At 36.6% G+C, this 25037-nt stretch carries 9 protein-coding genes; 1 reads left to right on the forward strand and 8 read right to left on the reverse strand.

What is annotated here, in order from left to right; all coding sequences use genetic code 11:
• The first annotated feature begins 47 nt into the window (after nt 1-47).
• Nucleotides 48-959 (forward strand): bifunctional metallophosphatase/5'-nucleotidase, encoded by a 912-nt coding sequence (locus tag B3C18_RS07375; protein ID WP_291144680.1) that lies wholly within the window; start codon nt 48-50, stop codon nt 957-959.
• Here the strand turns inward: B3C18_RS07375 and B3C18_RS07380 are convergent.
• From B3C18_RS07380 to rplI, 8 genes are all read right to left on the reverse strand, one after another.
• A complete protein-coding gene (locus B3C18_RS07380; protein WP_291144683.1) occupies nt 945-1640 on the reverse strand; it encodes a hypothetical protein in 696 nt (231 codons plus the stop codon). The two genes, B3C18_RS07375 and B3C18_RS07380, sit on opposite strands and share 15 nt — an antisense overlap.
• Nucleotides 1630-3633, reverse strand: a complete 2004-nt coding sequence (ligA, locus tag B3C18_RS07385) for an NAD-dependent DNA ligase LigA (RefSeq protein WP_291144686.1) — start codon at nt 3631-3633, stop codon at nt 1630-1632. Before ligA ends, B3C18_RS07380 begins: the two co-directional genes overlap by 11 nt.
• Before the next feature lie 249 nt (nt 3634-3882).
• Nucleotides 3883-5820 carry an OmpA family protein gene (locus tag B3C18_RS07390; protein ID WP_291144689.1) on the reverse strand — a complete coding sequence of 646 codons (1938 nt, stop codon included), beginning with the start codon at nt 5818-5820 and terminating at the stop codon, nt 3883-3885.
• Between the two features lie 11 nt (nt 5821-5831).
• On the reverse strand, nt 5832-6764 hold the full coding sequence (locus B3C18_RS07395) for a PorP/SprF family type IX secretion system membrane protein (RefSeq protein WP_291144692.1): 933 nt from the start codon (nt 6762-6764) through the stop codon (nt 5832-5834).
• 44 nt (nt 6765-6808) lie between these two features.
• A complete protein-coding gene (locus tag B3C18_RS07400; protein WP_291144694.1) occupies nt 6809-19495 on the reverse strand; it encodes a gliding motility-associated C-terminal domain-containing protein in 12687 nt (4228 codons plus the stop codon).
• Between the two features lie 1243 nt (nt 19496-20738).
• Nucleotides 20739-21212, reverse strand: a complete 474-nt coding sequence (locus tag B3C18_RS07405) for a DUF6495 family protein (RefSeq protein WP_291144697.1) — start codon at nt 21210-21212, stop codon at nt 20739-20741.
• Between the two features lie 95 nt (nt 21213-21307).
• Complete coding sequence (locus B3C18_RS07410) at nt 21308-24487, reverse strand: TonB-dependent receptor (RefSeq protein WP_291144699.1); 3180 nt, start codon at nt 24485-24487, stop codon at nt 21308-21310.
• Between the two features lie 100 nt (nt 24488-24587).
• Nucleotides 24588-25028, reverse strand: a complete 441-nt coding sequence (gene rplI, locus B3C18_RS07415; RefSeq protein WP_053473459.1) for a 50S ribosomal protein L9 — start codon at nt 25026-25028, stop codon at nt 24588-24590.
• Between the last annotated feature and the right edge of the window lie 9 nt (nt 25029-25037).

Genomic DNA, 25037 nt, shown 5'->3' on the forward strand with positions numbered 1-25037 from the left:
CCGAAAAAATCACCAAAATATAAAGTTCCCCGCAAAAAATATACAAAATGAAAAGAAGAGAATTTATCGAAAAAACAGCTGCAAGTACTGCCTTATTAAGTTTAGGATTGTCGTTGAGCAGTTTTGGCACTGACGATATAAAACACTTAACTATTCTGCATACAAACGATGTTCACAGTCATATAGATCCGTTTCCGGCTGATGATCCGCGTAACCCAAATAAAGGCGGCGTGTCTCGTCGTGCGGCGCTTATTGAAACGATTCGCAGGGAAAATCCAAATGTTCTTTTGTTAGATGCGGGTGATATTTTTCAGGGAACTCCGTATTTTAATTATTATGGTGGTGAATTAGAATTCAAGCTGATGAGTATGATGAAATATGATGCTTCTACTATTGGAAATCATGATTTCGACAATGGTCTTGATGGTTTGTATGCTCAAATGCCTCATGCTACTTTTGAATTTATAAATTCTAATTACGATTTTAAAAATACCGTAATGAACGGTTTGGTGAAACCGTATAAAATCTTCAATAAAAACGGAATTAAGGTTGGTGTTTTTGGTGTGGGAATTGAACTTCAGGGTTTGGTTGATAAACAACTTTATAAAGAAACTGTTTATAATGATCCTGTTGAAGCTGCTCAGGATATGACACGTTTATTAAAACAGGAAGAAAAATGCGATTTAGTAATTTGTCTTTCGCATCTTGGTTATAAATATAAAGATGAGCCTTCGAAAATTTCTGATTTAAAATTTGCGGAACTTACGCAGGATATTGATTTAATTATTGGCGGACATACGCACACTTTTCTTGACAAACCAACTATTGTAAAAAACAAAGCCGGAAAAGAGGTATTGGTTAATCAGGTTGGCTGTTACGGAATCAATTTAGGCCGTATCGATTTTTATTTTGATAAGGATAAAGCGCACAGTAATCAAGCAACATCAATTATTGTATAAAGCTCTTTTATGCATTTTTATTTTTTCGAGGAAATATTCGACCATAAAGTAGTAGGCTAAAATTTGTGTTATATCACGAATTAAAACTAAAACTACGGAGTGTGAAAAGTATTCGTTGAAGATGTAGAATATATCTGAAAATATATAACTAACTGCCATTAATGACATTAATAGGGTTATAAATGTGCCTTTTGTAATATAACTTACAAAAGAGAAATAGCTTATATAGCTCAGAATTATTCCGTAAATAATATAGATATAATCGAACTTTTTAGTGTTGTCAAATTTCATACTGAGTACTGAAATAAGCAGGTAAACAATAAAAATTATAACTAAGGATATTGGTAAAATATCCTTTTTTTGCAGTTTAATTTTTTCGTGTTCTACTATAAAAAGCTTCATGATTAGGGCGTAGACAACAAGAAAACTTAATACGGCTCCAATTTCTGAAACCTCAACATCCATAAGGTCGAAAACCTGGCCTATAAAGCAAAATACAAAAATAAAGCTTTCTGTTTTCTTGATTTTGAATTCACTGCTTATTAAAAAATAAATGAAAATGGCAGGCAGCACTATTGCCTTTGCATAAATTGCAAGGAAGTCTTGTTCTGTCCAATCAAAAATAATTGTAAACAGTAACGCCAGGAAGAATAAAATTAACGATGGTTTATTAGCCTTCATTCAGTTTAGTTATAAAATCATCTTCAGATAGTATAGGAATATTCAATTTATTTGCTTTTTCTAATTTAGCCGGCCCCATGTTATCTCCCGCCACGACAAAGTCGGTTTTTGCAGAAATCGAACTTCCTACTTTTCCACCGTTATCCTCAATCGTCTTTTTTAAATCGTCTCTCGAAAATTGGCTGAAAACTCCTGAAACAACAAAAGTTTTTCCAATAAATTTCTCGGTAGCATTTGGGTTTATTCTTTCTACGGTTTCAAATTGAACTCCATAACTTTTAAGACGTTCAATTATGATTTTATTTTCTTCGTTTTCAAAAAATTCTATTACGCTTTTGGCAATTCTTTCTCCAATTTCATCTACTAAAATTAAATCCATTAAAGAGGCCTGGCTTAAAGCGTCGATATTTTTATAATGTTTGGCCAGTTTTTTGGCTACGGTTTCTCCAACAAAACGAATTCCGAGTGCAAACAGTACGCTTTCAAATGGAATTTCTTTTGATTTTTCTACTCCTTTTACCAAATTTTCGGCTGATTTTTGCGCCATTCTTTCCAGATGCAAAATATCTTCGACTTTCAATTCGTATAAATCGGCATAATTGTGAACTAAATTATTTTTGAAGAGCAGCGCTACTGTTTCTCCGCCAAGTCCTTCGATATCCATTGCTTTTCTCGAAATATAATGCTGTACTCTTCCGATAATCTGCGGAGGACAGCCGTAAAAATTCGGGCAATAATGGTTTGCTTCTCCGGCATTTCGAACCAATTCGGTCTGACATTCCGGACAATGCGTTATGTAGTGTGTTATTTCTGAATTTTCTGGGCGTTTCTCTAAATCTACAGCAATAATTTTTGGGATAATTTCTCCTCCTTTTTCAACAAAAACGGTATCATTTATTCTGATATCCAGTTTTTCAATTTGGTCTGCATTATGAAGAGAGGCTCTTTTTACAATGGTTCCGGCCAATTGAACTGGCTCCAAATTGGCCACGGGAGTAATGGCTCCTGTGCGCCCAACTTGATAAGATATTGATTTTAATTTGGTTGAAACCTGCTCTGATTTAAATTTGTATGCGATTGCCCAGCGTGGTGATTTTGCTGTATAGCCTAATTCTTCCTGAGAATGTATGCTGTTTACTTTGATTACAACACCGTCTGTTTCATAAGGTAATTGATGACGGTGCACATCCCAATAGTCAATAAAGTCGAAAACTTCCTGCATGTTATTGACTAACTTGGCTTCGTTTGGAACTTTGAATCCCCATTTTCTGGCTGATTCTAATCCTTCGTATTGGGTTTTAAACGGAAGGTTATTTCCTGTTACAAAATACAGTAAACATTCCAGCGGACGTTTCGCAACTTCGGCACTATCTTGTAATTTTAAACTTCCTGATGCTGTATTTCTTGGGTTTGAGTATGGAGTTTCGCCAATTTCGATCAATTCCTGATTCATTTTTTCGAATCCTGCATGCGGAAGAATAATTTCTCCTCGAATGTCAAATTTTTCAGGGTAATCTCCTTTTAATTTGATTGGAATTGATTTGATTGTTTTGATGTTATTGGTCACCTCATCTCCCTGAAAACCGTCACCGCGTGTTAACGCCTGAACTAATTTTCCGTTTTCATAAGAGATACTGATTGAAGCTCCGTCGTATTTTAATTCGCAGGTATATTGCAGGTCAACATTTCCCAAAACGCGCTGAATTCTGTTTTCCCAATCGATTAAATCTTCTTTTGAATACGAATTATCAAGAGAATACATTCTGTATTGGTGCGCAATGGTTTTGAAGTTTTTTGTTACGGCTCCGCCTACTCTTTGGGTTGGCGAATCTTCATCAAAAAACTCTGGATTTTTATTTTCTAAATCCTGAAGCTGCTTTAGTTTAATATCGAAATCGTAATCAGAAATTGTGGCATTATCCAACACGTAGTAATTGTAATTGTGTTGATTAAGTTCGTCTCTTAAGGTTTGAATGGTTTCCTGAATACTCATAAAATGCTAAAATAATGCTGATTTTGATTTGAAAATAAATGTATATCAAAATTAGGATTATTTTTGTTCATACAACATTAAACACAAAAGTTTTATAAAAATCAAAAATCAGGCTGCAAAAATTTGCGGCCTGATTTTCTCCTTGTCCATTATTCTTAAAAAAGAATTTTAAAAAACCAACTTCCAAATGGTTTCTACGTTCTATATCTTAAAATCTGATTATCAATAAATTAGATCGAAAATATAGTACTATTTTTGAATAATGATGAAATCGGAGCGTCTGTTTAACAAATGTTCTTCTTCAGTACATTTCACTCCATTTTTGCATTTATTGATTAAACGACTTTCGCCGTAACCAATGGCACTTTCGATTCTTGAAGCGTCAATTCCCTGCGAGATAATATAATCTCTTGTTGATTTTGCTCTGTTATCTGAAAGTTTTAAGTTATAAGCATCTTTCCCTCTTGAGTCTGTGTGTGATTCAATTTTGATTCTGATGTTTGGAAATTTTTGCATAATGAAAACTACTTTTGTCAATTCTTCGACTGCCAAAGGTGTAATGTCGTATTTGTCATAATCAAAATAAATTGGGTTAACATCTACTTTTTCAACACCTTTCTTTTTTACCACTAAATCGTCATAATTGCTAAGTTCAAAATTGATATTTGGAATTTCGCCTTCATTTTCTTTTGTAGTTTCTACGGTTTTTTCGTCGCTGCTGTAATTTGGTTTGGCAGCAATCATATTAACCACTTTATTACACGGAACAACAATGGCGTATTTTCCTTCGTAGTTTGTTTTGGTTTCGCCTAAAACTTCTTTAAAAGAATTGTAAGCCATAACGGTAACATCTGATAATGGAAGTTTTGATTTTCTATCAACGGCAATTCCCGAAATACTTTGGTTACAAACCGGTTTTCCTTTTACAAAAGAATAAATATCATCGTCGCCTTTTCCTCCTGCTCTGTTTGAGGAAACGTAACCGTAACTGTCTGACTTATCTACGATATAAGCAAAATCATCTTTATTACTGTTTATTGGAGCGCCAAGATTTCTTGGTGTTGTAAAAGTTCCGTCTGATAAAAATTTACTTTCGTAAACATCTAAATCTCCTAAACCATAATGTCCATCTGAAGAAAAATAAAGCATTCCGTTTCTGTAATAAGGAAAAAGGTCATTACCAATTGTATTGATTTTTGGTCCCAGATTTAACGGTGTACTCATTGTTCCGTCATCTGAAATTTTTACTACATACAAATCCGTTTCACCAAATCCGCCCGGCATATCTGATGCGAAGAAAAGCCATTTTCCGTCATCGCTTAAAGAAGGATGTCCTACAGAATAATCATCGCTGCTAAAGAATACGTTTTGCGGATTTTCTAATTTATTATCTACAACATCTCCTCTAACAATTTGAAAATTATTGACTTTATCGCCATCAACAACTAATTTGTTTTTCTTTAAAATGTTAGTGGTATAATAAATTGTTTTTCCTGCTGCATCAAATGTGGCTGTTGCTTCGTGATATTTACTCATTACGTTTGGAATGAATAAACTTTCGTTGAAGAGGCTTCCATCTGCAGGATTTCTTTCAGAAACATATAAATTCAGGAAGGGCTGATTGTTCCAAGTGTATAGTTTTTCGCTAAACTTGGTTGTGTCTCTTGCCGAAGTAAAGACAATTTTTTCCTGATAAAAAGTGGTTCCAAAATCAGATTTAGTGGTATTGATATCCAGATTTTTAATTTGATACAATGGCTTTGCTTTCGCTAAACTATCCAATTGCTTTTTCTGTGCAACATAACGGTCTATTTCCTTTTGATCTCCTTTTTTGTCCAGATATTCTTTGGTTACTCTATCTGCTTCATCATAATCCATGACTGCTTTCATGGTTTGAATGTATCTTAGATAGTAAATATCAGTTAGATTATTGCCCTGTGCTTCGTATAGTTTTCTATACCATTTTAGGGCATTTCGTGCATCAGAAATAAAATAATACGAGTCTGCGGCATTTTTTAATGTTTGTGTCGACGGACTTTTAATATTTTGTAATATTTCTTCGTAAGCCTTTGATGCATCTGTATATGAATAATTTCTAAACAAAGCATCGGCTTTCTTTAAATTAGTCTTTTGAGCAAAACTAAACGTAATGCTCAAGACTAAACTTAGGATATATAATTTTTTCATATGTTTTGTTTTTAGAAGAATCTAGGAGATTTAATTTTGCTTTGTCCTTTGTTGAATGAATAACGCAAGATGAATTCGTGTGTTCCATCGTTGTATTTATTCAATTGACTTGTGGTGTAATCAAAAGCATAACCTAGATAAAAACTAGGTGTTATTTGAAAACCTGCCAGAATACTTACAGAATCGTCTGTTCTGTATGATCCTCCAATAACAAATTTCTCAGCTATCATAAAATTCGCCGATACATCAGCAGTTAAAGGTGCTCCGCTTACTGCTTTTACTAAAAATGCTGGTTTGAACTTTAAATTTGGGTTCAAATCAAAAACATATCCTCCCATTAAATAATAATGCAAACGATCGTAATCTATTGATTCCTGCACATCATCATAATAGTTGTTTGAAATAAAACTTGGAATAGAGAATCCTAAATACCATTTTTCTGTGTAATAGTAAATTCCGGCTCCTACTGCTAGTTTCATTTGATTGTCTATATTTTGGTTTAGGAGAACATCATTGTTATCGTAATATCTTCCTTTTGACCAATCTATATTTAGCATTCTCATACCTGCTTTTAGTCCAAATGCTAATCTTTTTTCGTACCCAAGAGGTAATGAATAAGAGAAGTTTCCGTCAAGGTATAATTCATTTGAAGGACCAATTTTGTCGTTAACTACACTCAATCCTAAACCGATTTTTTCGTTTGAAAGCGGTCCGTGAATGGAAAACGATTGTGTTTCTGGTGCTCCTGAAATGCCTACCCATTGCGAACGGTGTAAAAGTGTGGCTTCGAGAGTGCCGGTAGACCCGGCATAAGCCGGATTTACCGCCATTGTATTATACATATACTGCGTATATTGAGGATCTTGTTGTGCACTGACACATACTGTAATAAGAGAACATATTAAAATTAAATACGTTTCTAATGGTTTTATATATAGTTTCATAACGATACTTATTTAGTTTAATTAATTAGATGATTAATAGAATGTTATCTCATTATTGATAACCATCCTTTTTTAACCGTTCCATCTCCAATGGTAATCACATAAAAATAAGTACCTGTTGGCAGCATATCTCCTCTATTAACTACTCCGGATACATTTGCAGTTCCGTCCCAATCGTTCTCATAGTGTGCTTTGCTGTACACTAATGCACCATATCTGTTAAAAACTTTTAACTCGTTGTTAGGATGTGTTTCGATACAATCAATTCTAAACAAGTCATTAGCTCCGTCATTATTTGGTGTAAACTCATTGTAAACTGTCAAACAAATTGGCTCAACCGAAGCTGAAGCTGAATTGTTTGTTGCATCGACATCTAAAGGAGTTGAGTTTTCGATAGTAGCAACATTTAAGTAGTTTCCGCTTGAAAGTACTTCTGCAACTATTGTTAACGTTACACTTTGTCCTGCTGGCAGTGTTGGAATTGTCCAAAGTCCTGTTGCCGGATTAAATGTTCCTGTTGATGTATTAGAGCTAACTAAATTATATCCTGTTGGTAATAAATCACTAACAAGTGTGTTTATGAAACCTCCTTCGCCAACATTGTTTACTGTTATTGTAAATGTTACATTGTCACCAAAATTTGGCGTTGGATTATCAACCACATTCGTAATTGTTAAATCAGAACATGTTGCTACAGTTACGTTTAAGAATTTAGTTGTGGTTTCGTCACAAGTATTTGTGTAAGTAACCTCAACTCTTCCCGGTCCAATATCTGACCATGAGATTGTTGCAGATCCGTCTGCAGTTCCTCCGCCAGAAGTGATTGTTCCGTTTGTAACTGACCAAACATAATTTGATTTTCCATTTGCAATTGAATAGGTTACTCCTTGGAAAACACATGGTGTGTCGTCTGTAGTTGTAAGCTGTACTAAAGCATCATTTTCAAAGGCAATTGTAATACCTAATCTTGTCGCGCTTTCACATCCGTTTGTTGTGTTACTAAGTGCGGCAGCGTAATACGTACCTGCTGTGAGCAATGTTCCTGCCGGAAGTGGTGTTCCGCCTGTTGCAGTGGCATAGAAAACAACGTTTGGTTCGTTAACTAAAATGTTAGCTAATGTTGGCAATTTAGATAAACAGAACGTTTGCGTTGTGTTTGGCGTTGTAATGATACCCGGAGTATTTACATTTACTGCAACTGCTAATCTCGCTGGATTTTCACAATTTATAGCACTTGACACAGCTCCATAATATGTTCCTGTTGCTAAAGCTGTTGTAGCTGGAAGTGCTGTTCCGCCTGTAGCAGAAGTATACCAAATCACATTTGCTTCGTTTACCTGAATATTAGCAACTGTTGGTGCATTGATTGAACAGAAATCCTGTGTTGCATCTGTTGTAGTTGGCGTTGGACTCGGATCTGTTACTGTTACTGTAACTTGTAAACGAGTTGAGCTTTCACAACCTGTTGCCGGATCTACAATGTTTCCATAGTAAATACCTGATGTTAAGGCTGTAGTTGCCGGAATTGCTGTTCCACCTGTTGCTGTGCTAAACCAAGTTACATTGCTTTCATTTACCTGAATGCTTGCAATTGTTGGTGATGCTGTTGAACAGAAGCTTTGAGTTGCATTTGTTGTTGTTGGATTAATTGTGTTTCCAACTGTAACTGCAACTAGTAATCTCACGCTGCTTTCGCATCCTGTTACCGGATCCTGAATTACTCCATAATAATTACCTGTTGCTAAAGCTGTTGTAGCTGGAATTGCTGTTCCGCCTGTAGCAGCTGTGTACCAAACTACATTTGGTGCGTTTACCTGAATGTTAGCAACTGTTGGTGCGTTTCCAGAACAGAAAGTCTGTGTAGCATCTGTAGTTGTTGGTGTAGCAGGATCTGTTACACTTACTGCAACTGCTAATCTTACAGTACTTTGACAATTTGTTGCCGGATCTAAAATGGCTGCATAATAAGTTCCATTTGTCAAGGCAGTTGTCGCTGGAATCGCTGTTCCGCCTGTGGCTGTACTGTACCAAACAATGTTTGATTCATTTACCTGAATATTGGCAAAAGTTGGTGCATTAACTAAACAGAAATCCTGAGTGGCATCTGTTGTAGTTGGTGTTCCCGGATCTGTTACACTTACTGCAATTGCTAATCTAACGTTGCTTTCGCAGTTTGTTGTCGGATTTAGAATTGAAGCGTAGTAGTTTCCTGTTGCTAAAGCTGTTGTAGTAGGAATCGCTGTCCCGCCTGTAGCAGCTGTATACCAAACTATTGTGCCTACTGCTGGTGTGTTTACTTGGATATCAGCAACGATTGGCGCATCAATTAAACAGAAGTCTTGTGTAGCATCTGTTGTGGTTGGTGTTCCAGGATCGGTTACACTTACTGCAATTGCTAATCTTACATTGCTCTCGCAATTTGTTGTTGGATTTAGAATTGAAGCGTAGTAAGTTCCAGTTGCTAATGCTGTTGTTGCTGGAACTACTGTTCCGCCTGTGGCAGCTGTATACCAAACTATTGTTCCAACGGCTGGTGTATTTACCTGAATGTTCGCAACTGTCGGTGCATCAATTAAACAGAAATCTTGTGTGGCATCTGTAGTAGTTGGTGTTCCAGGATCTGTTACACTTACGGCTATTGCTAATCTAACATTGCTCTCGCAATTTGTTGTAGCATTTAGAATTGAAGCGTAGTATGTTCCTGTTACTAAAGCTGTTGTTACTGGAACTGCTGTTCCGCCTGTCGCAGCTGTATACCAAACTATTGTACCAACGGCTGGTGTGTTTACCTGAATGTTCGCAACTGTCGGAGCATCAATTAAACAGAAATCTTGTGTTGCATCTGTTGTAGTTGGTGTTCCCGGATCTGTTACACTTACTGCAATTGCTAATCTAACGTTGCTTTCGCAGTTTGTTGTCGGATTTAGAATTGAAGCGTAGTAGTTTCCTGTTGCTAAAGCTGTTGTAGTAGGAATCGCTGTTCCGCCTGTCGCAGCTGTATACCAAACTATTGTTCCTACCGCTGGTGTATTTACCTGAATATTGGCTACTGTCGGAGCATCAATTAAACAGAAGTCTTGTGTAGCATCTGTTGTGGTTGGTGTTCCCGGATCTGTTACACTTACTGCAATGGCTAATCTAACATTGCTCTCGCAATTTATTGTTGGATTTAGAATTGAAGCGTAGTAAGTTCCAGTTGCTAATGCTGTTGTAGTTGGAATCGCTGTTCCGCCTGTGGCAGCTGTGTACCAAACTATTGTACCTACTGCTGGCGTGTTTACCTGAATATTGGCAACCGTAGGAGCATCAATTAAACAGAAGTCTTGTGTCGCATCTGTTGTAGTTGGTGTTCCAGGATCTGTTACACTTATGGCAATCGCTAATCTAACATTGCTTTCGCAGTTTGTTGTTGGATTTAGTATTGAAGCGTAGTATGTTCCTGTTGCTAAAGCTGTTGTTGCTGGAATCGCTGTTCCGCCTGTGGCAGCTGTGTACCAAACTATTGTACCTACTGCTGGTGTATTTACCTGAATATCAGCAACTGTCGGCGCATCAACTAAACAGAAGTCTTGTGTGGCATCTGTAGTTGTCGGTGTACCCGGATCTGTTACACTTACTGCAATGGCTAATCTTACATTGCTCTCGCAGTTTGTTGTAGCATTTAAAATTGAAGCGTAGTAGTTTCCTGTTACTAATGCTGTTGTAGTTGGAATCGCTGTTCCGCCTGTAGCAGCTGTGTACCATACGATTGTACCTACTGCTGGAGTGTTTACCTGAATATCGGCAACGGTTGGCGCATCAATTAAACAGAAGTCTTGTGTTGCATCTGTAGTTGTTGGTGTCCCCGGATCTGTTACGCTTACTGCAACTGCTAATCTAACGTTGCTTTCGCAGTTTGTTGTCGGATTTAAAATTGAAGCATAATAGTTTCCTGTTGCTAAAGCTGTTGTTGCTGGAACTGCTGTTCCGCCTGTAGCAGCTGTATACCAAACTATTGTGCCTACCGCTGGCGTATTTACCTGAATATCGGCAACGGTTGGCGCATCAATTAAACAGAAATCTTGTGTGGCATCTGTTGTAGTTGGTGTTCCCGGATCTGTTACACTTACGGCTATTGCTAATCTAACATTGCTTTCGCAGTTTGTTGTTGGATTTAAAATTGAAGCGTAATAGTTTCCTGTTACCAATGCTGTTGTAGTTGGAATCGCTGTTCCACCTGTTGCAGCTGTATACCAAACTATTGTTCCAACAGCTGGTGTGTTTACCTGAATATTAGCAACGGTTGGTGCATCAATTAAACAGAAATCTTGTGTAGCATCTGTAGTAGTTGGTGTTCCCGGATCAGTAACACTTACTGCAATTGCTAATCTAACATTGCTTTCGCAGTTGGTTGTTGGATTTAGAATTGAAGCGTAATAGTTTCCTGTTACCAATGCTGTTGTAGTAGGAATCGCTGTTCCGCCTGTCGCAGCTGTGTACCAAACTATTGTTCCTACTGCTGGCGTATTTATCTGAATATCGGCAACGGTTGGAGTATCAATTAAACAGAAATCTTGTGTAGCATCTGTTGTCGTTGGTGTTCCAGGATCTGTTACACTAACAGCAATTGCTAATCTAACATTGCTTTCGCAGTTTGTTGTCGGATTTAGAATTGAAGCGTAATATGTTCCTGTTGCTAAAGCTGTTGTTGAAGGAACTGCTGTTCCGCCTGTAGCAGCTGTATACCAAACGATTGTACCTACTGCTGGTGTATTTACCTGAATATCAGCAACGGTTAGTGCATCAATTAAACAGAAGTCTTGTGTGGCATCTGTCGTTGTTGGTGTTCCAGGATCTGTTACACTTACCGCAATTGCTAATCTAACATTGCTTTCGCAGTTTGTTGCTGGATTTAGAATTGAAGCGTAGTAAGTTCCTGTCACTAATGCTGTTGTAGTTGGAATCGCTGTTCCGCCTGTTGCTGCTGTATACCAAACTATTGTTCCAACGGCTGGTGTATTTACCTGAATATCGGCAACGGTTGGCGCATCAACTAAACAGAAATCTTGTGTTGCATCTGTTGTAGTTGGTGTTCCTGGATCTGTTACACTTACTGCAATGGCTAATCTAACATTGCTTTCGCAGTTTGTTGTTGGATTTAGTATTGAAGCATAGTAATTACCTGTTGCTAAAGCTGTTGTTGATGGAATCGCTGTTCCGCCTGTAGCAGCTGTATACCAAACTATTGTGCCAACAGCTGGCGTGTTTACCTGAATATTGGCAACTGTCGGAGCATCAACTAAACAGAAATCTTGTATTGCATCTGTAGTTGTCGGCGTTCCAGGGTCAGTTACGCTTACGGCAATCGCTAATCTAACATTGCTTTCACAGTTTGTTGTCGGATTTAAAATTGAAGCGTAATATGTTCCTGTTGCTAAAGCTGTTGTTGATGGAACTGCTGTTCCGCCTGTAGCAGCTGTATACCAAACTATTGTGCCAACGGCTGGTGTATTTACCTGAATATCGGCAACTGTAGGAGCATCAATTAAACAGAAGTCTTGTGTTGCATCTGTTGTGGTTGGTGTTCCAGGATCGGTTACGCTAACTGCAATGGCTAATCTAACATTACTTTCGCAGTTTGTTGTCGGATTTAGAATTGAAGCGTAGTAATTTCCTGTTACTAATGTTGTTGTAGCTGGAATCGCTGTTCCTCCTGTAGCAGCTGTGTACCAAACTATTGTGCCAACGGCTGGCGTATTTACCTGAATGTTGGCAACTGTAGGCGCATCAACTAAACAAAAATCTTGTGTTGCATCTGTAGTTGTCGGTGTACCCGGATCAGTTACGCTTACAGCAACAGCTAATCTTACAGCACTTTCACAATTTGTTGTTCCGTTAAAAATTGATGCATAATAAGTACCAGTAGTCAAAGCTGTTGTAGAAGCGATTGCTGTTCCGCCTGTTATGGCAGTATACCAAACTATTGTTCCAACGGCTGGTGTGTTTACCTTAATATCAGCAACTGTAGGAGCATCAATTAAACAGAAGTCTTGTGTTGCATCTGTAGTTGTTGGTGTTCCAGGATCTGTTACACTAACGGCAATCGCTAATCTAACATTGCTTTCGCAGTTTGTTGTTGGATTTAGAATTGAAGCGTAGTAGTTTCCTGTTGCTAATGCTGTTGTAGTTGGAATCGCTGTTCCGCCTGTAGCAGCTGTATACCAAACTATTGTTCCAACAGCTGGTGTATTTACCTGAATGTCTGCAACGGTTGGCGCATCAACTAAACAAAAATCTTGTGTCGTATCTGTCGTGGTTGGTGTTCCCGGATCTGTTACACTTACTGCAATGGCTAACCTTACATTGCTCTCGCAGTTTGTTGTTCCATTTAAAATTGAAGCGTAATAGTTTCCTGTTACTAATGCTGTTGTAGTTGGAATCGCTGTTCCGCCTGTGGCAGCTGTATACCAAACTATGGTTCCTATCGCTGGTGTGTTAACCTGAATGTCGGCAACAGTTGGCGCATCAACTAAACAGAAATCTTGTGTTGCATCTGTTGTAGTTGGTGTTCCTGGATCAGTTACACTTACTGCAACTGCTAATCTTACGCTGCTTTCACAACCTGTAATAGCATCTGTTGCAGCTCCATAATAAGTTCCTGTTGTTAATGCTGTTGTAGATGGAATCGCTATTCCGCCTGTTGAAACATTATACCAAACTACATTTGATTCATTTACCTGAATACTTGCAATTGTTGGCGCATCAACTAAACAGAAATCTTGTGTAGCATCTGTGGTTGTCGGTGTATTTGGATCACTTATGATAATTACGGCATCTTGTAATGTTCCTGCAAGATTTTCACAAGTATTATCGCTGGCAACTGCCACATGATAAGTAATTGGGCTCATTGCTTTTGTCAATCCTACAGCTGTTAAAACACCTGCAGCATTGATTGTATAAGTAACTCCTGCTATAACTGAACCGTTTGTTATAGGCTGTGTTCTGGCTGCATCTAAATACCAGGTAAATACCGGATTTGTTAATGTTGGTGCAGTTGGAGTTAATGATGCTGGCACACTGTGACAAACTGTTAAATCATCAACTAAAATATCATTGACTGTTGAAGGAGGCAGAATTGTAAATGTAATTTGTTTTCTGTCTGCAACTGCAGTTTCACAAAATTGATCTCCGCTAACCCCTACATAATAAGTATAAGTTCCCGGAGCTAATCCGTTAACGATTAACTGTGCCGTTGTTTCTCCAGGAATCAACTGCGCTGTAGTACCGTTAAAGCTATACCAGTAATAAACAGGGTTTGTTACAACTGGTGTTCCGCTTAAACTTGTTGCTAATGTTACAGTTCCTGAAGGAGAGCAAATTGAAGTTGTTGTTCCTCCATTTAAAGTAATATTTGTTAAAGCATTTACCGGAGTCGAAGCTTTGATTTCAACTGTTACTTCTCCTCTAGCAAAAGTTTCACAACCATAACGTACTGGCTGAACGTAGTATTTATAGATTCCTGCTGTTAAACTTGCTGGTACTGTATAAGTAATTCCTGTAGCAAGTGCAGTTCCTCCTGTTGGTGCATCATACCAAATGTAAGTTGAACAGGCTTCTTCGGGTATTTGAAGGGTTATATCTGTTCCCGGGCAGACCGTTATTTTATTCTCCGGATCGGCTCCTATTACGGTTGTGTTTGCAACTCTTTCTACTGTATGAACTCTTAAGAAATCTAATACTCCTGCAACTCCTCCCAAACGAATTCTTACTCTATCGTAAACTTCTGTTGGTGAAGTAACAAGTGCCACTGCCATTGAATTTCCTGGCAATAATCTTAAGCTCAATAATGTACTTGTATTTTGAATTGGTGCCCCAACGGCAACACTTCCTAAATAACGCTGAATACTAAATCCTGTCAATAAATTAACATCTAAAAGTGCTCCCGGTTTTGAGATCACAATTCTTAGTGTATCACTTACAACAGATGGTGTTTTGAATTCAACTGTTAAATCGGCAGCAGCCAAAACTCCTAATCCGCTATACATTGTTGCAAAAGTTGTAATGTCATTGTCTGCAATATTCCATGCATCGTTAACTCCTACTGCAGTTGTGACAGCTCCAATTCCTAAATCAGTTGCGCCATAAAAAATATCACGGATATCTCCAGGCGTACAAACAACACTTGAAACGGATCTGTTATAATGTGCATCGAATACTTTCGTATTTTGAGCCACACTTAATAGTGAAGCTGACTGAATACGAATTCCGTCATAATCCTGCGGACCTGAAGCGTCTGAAGGAACAAAAGTAAATTCATAGGTATTATCTCCAGAAATTAAATTCAATAAAGAACCCGATACAGATTGCATTGTTCCAATATCAACTCCTCCAATTGTTCCAATTACTGATAAATTTTGGCCTACTGCTAATAAACTTAATTCAGAACCCAATTTAATCGTTACTGGTGTTCCTTTTACGATTGGTGCTGGCCAAGTTAAATTTTGCCAGGTTGTACCCACTCCTAAAAGTCCTAAACCTGTAGTAATGGTAGAGAATGTCTGTGGATCACCATCGACTGCATTTGCTCCGTCAGTAACCGTTCCTGTAACTATTGATCCCATTGTTTGTGCTGTTGCATAAACTCTTTCTGTTAAAGATTGACAGTTACTAAGATCAATTACATTAATTACTTTGGTTGCAGTTCTGGAACAAATTCCGTCGCTGGCAACAACTGTATAAGTATAAACTCCCGGTGTGTTTAAAACTCCGGTAGTAAATGTTGGTCCTGTTAAAGCATTTCCTTGCGGATCAAACCATGAAATTGTTCCGGTTGATGTTGCTGTTAAGGTAACGTTTGATCCTATATTTACTGATTCTGATGGATTTGTTACAACTAAACTTGGTAATGCATTTATTGTCACAGTTACAGATTGCTGTACAGATGGACAAGTAACTCCATTACCCTGAGCTAAAATTGAATAAACACCACTTAATGTAATATTAGCCGCAGCATCTGCAGTTATTACATTATTCGATGGATCATAGAAAGTATAAGTTGTATTTCCTGTTGAATCAAAATTAGTTATTGCATCTCCTAAATTAACACTTCCACAACCTGCTAACGTTGCATTTACAGTTAAAACAGTAGTTGAAGGGAAGTTAACGGTTACTTGTTTTAATGTTCCGTTTACATTTTCACAAGTTCCGCCATTTAAAATGGATACGAAATAATTATAAGGTGTTCCTGCAGCATTTAAGCCTGCTATAGTAAGTTCTCCTGTTATAGCATCTTTAGTAAATGTTACTCCCGGCTGAGCTGCTACTGTAGTGCCTGTTATAATTTCCTGAGTTTTATTTTGATCTGTATAATATTTAAACTCAGCTCCTGCAATTGTTGATGATGTTGGAGTTAAAACTGCACCTCCCGCACAAGTCGCCTCAACTGGAGTTGTAATGGTAACATCAGCATCTGTAGGAATTGGCAGTACTGTAACTGTAACAGCCTGACGTAAACTATTAATACAAGTTCCTCCACGAGTTCCTTCTAAATAATATGTTGTAGTAGAAGTTAGTGGAAGCGTTGGATTAACGGCTACAATATTTCCGCCTGTTGGTGCATCATACCAAGTAAAGGTTTCTGTACCTGTTGAAGATGCTGTTAAAGAAGCAGTTTGTCCTGAACAAATTGGTGCTGAAGCTCCTGTAATTGTAGCATTTGGAAATCTGTAAGAAGCATCATAAATATCTAAAGATACAAGAGCACTTAGTATTCCTGTTAATCTAACTTGTACACTTGTAAATGGACCGGCCGCAACAAAACTAGCTCTAAAACGGTTACCACCTAAAAGCTGAACATTAACAAGATTACTGATATTAGACTGATCTGCATTAGGAGTTACACCGTTGAAACTTTGTAAACTAATATTAGAAAGAGCACTAATATCCAGTAAACCAACAGGAATTCCCAACTCTACATCAATTATATCACCAGCTTGACCTGGAGATGTAAAAGTTAAGGTTTGTTGTATAAAATCTAATAATCCTAATGGAATTGTAAGTGTAGTTGCTGTTGCGTTGTTACCGTCAACAGAAGCTGCGTCATTAGCTGAAGTACATGTAATACAGCCTAAAACTACTCCTCCTCTTGTAATAGCCTGAGAGTTGGCTTGCAAACAAGTACTAATAGTATTTATTACGATAACGTTTATTACACCTCGTACAGCATTTCTACAATCTGTTGCTATATCAACTGCTTCAACATAATAGGTTTTATTTGCCGTTAAAACCGGACTTGGTGTATACGTTTGCGTATTAGTTGCTATTGGTAAACCGCCAGTTGCAACATCATACCAATTGTAGTAAACGCCCGCAACCGGATTTGAAACTGATAATGTAACTGTTTGTCCAGTTTGTATAATAACATCCTGAGAAGCAAAAGTTGGTACAGCTGGTAAAGGAGTTACTGTTAGATTTACAGCCGTACGTGTAGGCGTAGAACAACTTCCAACAACTGCTTCAAGATAATAATTTGTATTTGCTGTTAAAGCTGGTGTCGTAAATGAAGTTCCTGTAAATACCAAATTTCCTCCTGACGCAGCATCGTACCAATTATAAGTTGTACCTACTACCGGAGTCTGAACCGTTAAAGTCGTTGTCCCTCCGCTGCATATTGTTGATGGAGAAACATCAATTACCGGCAATACAGGATTATTTACTAAAACCTGAACCGGATTTCTTTCACTATTAACACAGCCATTTCTTGTTATTTCTACATAATAAGTTGTTGCTGTTGTTAAAGCCGGAGTTGTAAATGCAGCTGTAGAAGCTAATGAAGCTCCGCCAGTCGCAGCGCTATACCAATTAACAGTTTCACCAACTGCAAGAGTCGCGGTTAATGTTGTCGTCTGCCCGCTGCAAATTGTTGTATTTCCTGTTATAACTGGAGCTTTATATCTATATGTAGCCTGATAAATATCTAAATTTGTCAGTACTGTTGCCAAACCTCCTAATCGAATTTCTACACGATCAAAATTTGCTCCCGCAACTACGCTTGCTCTAAAACGATCACCGCTTAATAATTGCAAAGTAATTAACGGATTGTTAATTGAAACTCTGTCATTATTATAAGTTGCTCCATTATACGTTGCCAGACTAACTGCTCCTAATAAGGAAAGATCGGCTAATCCGCCTGGTAATTCTAATTCAACATCAACGATGTCACCCGTTTTACCCGGATTCGTAAATTGTAATGTCTGTTGCACCCATCCATTAATTAAACCAATAGGAACGGTAAGTCTCGCTGCTGTTGCAGGATTTCCATCTACCGAATTATTTGGATTTGTAGAACTACATAATAAACATAAACCATTTTGGGTTGTTTGCTGGCTGCTCGCCTCAAGACAGCCGCCTAAAGCTGCAGGCTGAACCGTAACTGTTATTGGAACTCTTACTGCACTAACACAACTTCCGTTTGGGCTTTGTGCTTCAACATAATATGTTTTTGTTGCAGTTAAAATAGGTGTTGTAAAAGTTGCTGTATTTGTTGCAACTGGTGTTCCGCCTGTAGGCACATCATACCAATTTAATTGTGCACCTACTTCAGGCGTTGTCGCATTTAAAGTTGCATTTTGACCTGACTGTATCGTAACACTTTGTGTTAAAACAGTTGGTGTTACAGGAACTGCTGTAGAAACTACATTGACTGTAGTACGCGTAGGGCTTACACAACTGCCTATCGCTCCTTCTACATAAAAAGTTGTAGTACCCAAAGGTACTGTAGGTGAATATGTTGTTCCTGTTGCTAATGCTACTCCTCCACTTGCAACAGAATACCAGGAATATGTTGTTCCAGGAATAGGATTTAAAAGTGTTAAAGTTGTCTGTTGTGTTGCTCCTGTAGAACAAATAGCAGTTCCAGCGTTGTTAACCGCTGGTGCAACTGGATTAGAAACATTAAGAACTACTGGTACTCGAACATTGCCTTCGCATCCGGCAACTCGGGAAATACCAATATAATAAGTAGTATTAGCATTTAATACAGGAGTTGTAAAAGTGTTTCCTGTTATTAATGGTGTTGTCGACGCTGCTGAGCTATACCATGCAAGCGTAGTTCCTGCAGCTGGAGTTGCTGTAAGCGTTGGTGTAGCTCCTGCGCAAACCGTTTGCGTTAAACCGCCGGCTACTGTTGGCTGTGCAAACTCTAATCGGACATCATAAATTCGTAAGCTGACTAAAAGACTTAAAAGTCCGCCAACCTGAATTTGTACCTGATTTGCATCACCAGTTAAGGTGTACTTTGCAACTGCAATCGTATTTCCATTAAGCAAATTTAAGTTCAGGAGCGGGCTATTTAAAGCTACACTTGAACCTACATTTACACCAGCCAGTTTGGTTTGAAGAGATGCATTAGATAACAATCCAACATCCAGCAAACCATTTCCTGTACCAAAATAAATTGCAATTTGATCCCCTGCTCTTGCCGTCTGGTTCAAGGTCAATGTTTCTTCGACGAAACAGCCTACTCCAACAGCATTGGTCAGGGTTGCAAAAGTCGTTAAGCCCGCGCTGTCATAAGCGTTGGCTGGACTATCTACATTTAATCCTACGCACAATAATCCGCCCTGACTATTTGTTTGAGACGTTGGTCTGCAAATAGTCTGCGCAAATGAATTCGTGCATAATAAGAATAAAAATAATAGTCCGAATAATCTCTTCTGAAAGTTGAGACTACAAAAAATAAATTTTTTTTTCATAATTTGGAAGATTAGAAAATGGACAATAAAATACCTGCTGCCATAAGCACGTATGCTTAGGCAATTAAAAAAAAACATTAAAAATCAATTAGTTAAACTCTAAAACAAATCCTTAGCACATAAAGACTATAGTTTAAATTTTTATAAAAAAATTACGTTGTGTCTGGTATACCGAAGTATACAATTGAGGTCTTTTTATTTTCTTCAAATAAAAAAAATCTCGAAACTTTTGGGAAATATTGATCTACACCAATCTTCCAAATGAAGTGATTTGTTTAAAATTAATTTTCATAAAAGAAAATTTAAAGTGTAGGGGGAGAATTTGAATTCAATAATATTTAATCAATTTCAAATAGAAAGTTGATTACTCTTTCTATGATTTTGATTTATCTAAAATCAAAACCTAAATTGAATTAATTAGACATTAAAGATTTGTCCACTAAAATAAAATTTAATGGACAACATGATCGTCTACACAATGTAGACAACACTTTAAATATTTAGAATTGAATATTAAAAACTTTTGAAAAAAGTCTGCAATAAAAGAAGGGTAATCAAAAGAATGAAGAAGTTTGTTTTTCTTCAGAATAATAAAATGTAAAGCTAAAATGATAGGAAGACCTAATGCAAACTCAATAATAAAGAAAGTAAATGTCAGTTCCATAAGCAGGGCGGTTAAAAGTTATTATTACAAAGTCTATTCGATTATAATTATTACATACTATATTTTTTTGATCTTAAAAGTTCAACAGATAAATTTCTTTTGATTTTATTGAAGAAAACCTCAAAAACATTTTGTTTAACTTTTGTATTCTAAAATTAGAAAAAACAAAACAATAAAACAAGTATAAAATTCTTATTTTTTTGATGTGAAGTGAAAATTAAAAAACAGCCAATCTTCCTTAATATAAGAAAATACGGCTTTTTTAATACAGAAACGTCCCATTTTTCAAGGCTTAAAAATATTTACGTTTTTCTGTTAAATTTAATATTTGTAAGTTTATGGTTACAATATAAATCACGCAATCGATTGATATTTAACAATTTTAAGCATATTATAATCTAAATCTTACTGAAATAAAATAAAATCTTAAAATTTTAATTATTATTACAAAACCGCGTAAAAATACGGGTATCAAAAAACACAAAAGTTTAAACAATAGTTAAAAAATTAAAAAAAGGATAAACAATTAACACAATCGCCTATCCTTTTATAATATTTTGAAAATGAACTTATTACAACCTAAGATTCTAAAATTGTATTAATTTGAGTAAATAATTGTCCATCACTTAAAAAAGCACCCTGTTTGATCAATTCAAAAATAGAAGAATTTCTATCCTCAGTGAAGACCTTTTTTCCAACTTTCATTTCGATATTTTCAGTAAACATATTATCACTAAGCCACTGCAAACCTTCTTTACTTAAAAAATCAGTTTCCGGAAGTAATGACTTCAAAACTATAGATTGTACATAAGTATCAAAACATTGAAATAAAAAGATATGATTCTTCGAAAAATGCTCTAAAAATTCTGCTCTGCCCAAAACACCTTCCCAAATCAAATCTGAAAAAACATCCAGTTCCTGTTCTGCAACTTCTGGTTTATTTATTTTAAGAGAATCCCACTCTGCTTTATCAATTGCCTGAGTTGCTAAAAAACTGGCAAATTCTGCATGCAATTCATCAAACTGCTCTTTTGTTAATCTTGCGTACTTCATTATTTTTTTATTGTTTAAACGCTTTAAAAAGAACTTTTAATAATAAAAAAAGCCCTCGCAAATGCGAGGGCAAATTTATAACTTTTTTATCATTACTAAAAAATGTATCTAACACCAAATTGAGCCTGCCATCTTGAGGTTAAACTGGCATCATAACTGAATGTTTTAGTCTGTGTATTATTAAAGGTATAAGTTGGTGTATTTCCAACAACAGTTACCCCAATAGGCTGAACACTAGTTGGTACCTGAACAACTCCCCAATCAGAATTTAATAAATTTCCGAAATTTAAAATATCAATACTAAACTGAATAGTATTTGTCTTTTCAGATGCTGATGAATATTTAAAATTATAATCCTGCAATAACTTAATATCACAACGTCCTCTCCAAGGCGATATAGCACCATAACGCTCTGCATACTGCCCTCTTCTGTCTTTCATATATTTATCCTGCGAAATAAACTTATCAAAAGCTTCACCCTGACCTGGGCCGCTAAAAGTCATTTGAGCAATCTCTGCAGTTGTTGGAATATAAATCAAATCATTTACAATAGAACCGTCTCCATTAATATCTCCTCCATAAGTATAATTAAAACGTCCGCCCTGAGCATATTCAAAAAACGCAGAAACTGTAGTTGCCCATTTATCCTTTCCGTATTTCCATTTTTTTGAAGCTACACCAATAAAACGATGATTATCGCCATATTTAGAATTCGAAAGCACATCATTATTTACATTTCCTAAAGCCGGATTAAAAGAAAAAGCATCTCCGGTAATTTCTGCCTCAATAGAGTTAACGTCTTTTGATTTCATATAATTATAAGCAACACTTGCATACAATCCATTTACAAAAGTTTTCTGCACTTTGACCGAAGCATTAAAAGCACTTCCTTTATCAGAATTTGTCATTACATACGCATTATTCGCGCCATGATCTGCTGCCACATAAATTGGTCTGTTATCCACGCCAGCCAATACTCCCGTTGGAGGTTTTAATCCCCAGTTTTGCACATGCACCGCATTAATATCTTTATTAAGCGATAAATCAAGCGTTACAATATAATTACTTTCAAATCTATGATCGTAACCCAAACTTGTTCTCCACACTTGCGGCCATTTATAATCCGGATCCATAATTTGCAAAAAGCCATCATCTGCACCACTCACCTGATTTCCTAACCAAACAAACGGAATTCTTCCTGTAAAAATTCCAGATCCTCCTCTAAGCTGCGAAGTCGCATTCCCTTTTACATCCCAGTTAAAACCTATACGAGGCGACCACAAAATCCTGTCACTAGGTAAATCTGTCGAAATCAATTTAACCGCTTCTCCCGTTTGAGGATCATAATAATCAATATCATTATTTCTACCTGCCCCGCCATTATCAGTATCAATATATTTTTGTATTAAATCTGCAGTATTAAAATACAAAGGTTTATCAATTCTTAAACCTACAGCCAATTTAAAATCATCACTTACACTAATATCATCCTGAGCATATAAAGCCCATTGCCCTACATTAAGTTCCGCCAATTTCCAGCCGCCGTCGCTGCCTACAGCAAATTGACTTCTTGCATCATGCGTATCTTGAGCATATTGCAAATTTTGAACTAAAGAACTAGATGCTAATGGCAAACTTGCATCCGCTAAAAAATCCGCTACACTTGCATAAGGTCTAAAAGTACCATAATACGGAACCGGATCCGTATCAGGATCACGAAATTTATCATAACCTGCTAAATTGAAGGAATTTTTAAAAGCAAATTTCTCAAAAGAAGTTCCAAAAGTAAAAGCGTGTTTACCAATAGTATAAGTTAGATTATCAGTAATTTGAATTACTTTTTGATCTAAGGTATTATTTATTGAAAATGGCTCATGTCCCGCAATAATATAATTTGATCCTGCCCCATCCTGAATTGTAATAACAGGCGCTGGAACAGAAAATGGATCTCTATAATCATTAAAATGAGTGTAACCCACCTGTAATTTGTTTGATACCGATTCACTAAATTTAGAATTCAGCTCCACCAAAAAGGAACTCAATTTATTATTGATTTGATATCCTGAATTTTGAAACTGTAATATAGAAGCATTTGGCCCTCTAAAACCTAAAGCTGTTGGGTGAGCTGGTTTATCTTTTGAGGCATCAAGGAAATTATAAATAACCGCTAATTTATGATTATCATTAATATTCCAATCTACTTTTATAATTCCTTTACTTGAATTTGATTCATGCTTAAATCCCTGATACGCTCCAGTATTATAACCTAATTTTGCCAAAGCATCAGAAACTGCGATTAAATCAGATTCTAAAACTCTTGATTCATTAATTCCAGTTACACCGTCATTATTATTAGCCACAAAATTAGATCCTAAATCACTTCGTTTATCAATTTCAAAATTCCCAAAAATGAATAATTTATCTTTAATAATTGGAGCACCCAAACTAAATCCGGCCTGAGTCTGCTCTAATGAAGGCACAAATATTTTCTCTCCTTTAATTTTACTTCCTGTTAAATCCTGATTTCTGTAAAAAGCATAAGCAGTTCCGTGAATTTCATTCGTTCCTGATTTGGTAACCGCATTTACAGAAGCTCCTGTAAAACCAGACAATGTTACATCATAAGGAGCTGTAGCAACCTGAATCTGCTCAATTGCATCTAATGAAATGGGCTGAGCACCCGTTTGTCCTCCGGGAGTTGCAGCATCAAGTCCGAAAGGATTATTAAAAACTGCTCCGTTTAAAGAGTAATTGTTATATTGATCATTTCTACCGCCAAAAGATCCGCCGCTCGCTGTTGGTTCCAAACGGGTAAAATCTTCTGCCGATCTTGAAATAGTTGGCAGAGCTGTTAGCTCTCTCCTTCCAATTGTTGTTTCTGCACCGGTTTTTCCGCTTTTAAAAACTTTATCTTTTGAGGTTACTTTAACTTCTTCAAGAGTCTGACTTTCGTCAGCGAGAAGTACATCAATATTAAATGGTTTTCCTAAATCCAGATATATGTCATTATATTCCTGACTTTGATACCCAACAAACGTTACTAAAATCTTGTAAGGTCCGCCAATTCTCATATTTAAAATATTAAACCTTCCATCTTCATTGGAAACGGCAGAATATTTAGTTCCAGTTGGAGTATGAACTGCTAAGATACCAGCTCCCGGTAATAGTTCATTACCTGAACTCTTTACAATACCTTTTATACTCGACGTTGTAGTCTGTCCTGTGGCTAAGGCGAGTCCCAACACACATAACATAAATGCAAATAGTTTTTTCATTTTCCTGGTTTTGAGTGAGTTAATTCCCTTAAAATTAGGTAAAAAAAAACCACTCCTAAGAGTGGTTTTTATATTTTATTAACAAGAAGTTAACAAAATGTTATTTTTCAGCGATAATCTCGTATGGTAATTCAACAATAACATCTCTGTGTAAACGGATGCTAGCTGTATATTTTCCTGTACGTTTTACAATACCACTAGTGATGAATTTTCTGTCAATAGCGTTACCTGATTTCTCTAAAGCTTCAGCAATGTCGATGTTTGTGATAGAACCAAAAAGTTTCTCTCCACCAGCTTTTGCAGTAAGTTTAATTTCAAGAGCTTTTAAAGTTTCAGCTAATGCTTTAGCATCAGCAACAACTTTAGCTTCTTTATGTGCTCTTTGTTTTAGATTTTCAGCTAAAACTTTTTTAGCAGAAGGAGTTGCTAATGCAGCAAAACCTTGAGGAATTAAAAAGTTACGACCGTAACCAGGCTTTACAGATACTACATCATCTTTAAATCCTAAGTTTTGTACGTCTTGTTTTAAAATAAGTTCCATGTTGTTGTC

The organism is Flavobacterium sp. UBA7680, assembly GCF_002482975.1.
Taxonomy (GTDB): Bacteria; Bacteroidota; Bacteroidia; order Flavobacteriales; family Flavobacteriaceae; genus Flavobacterium.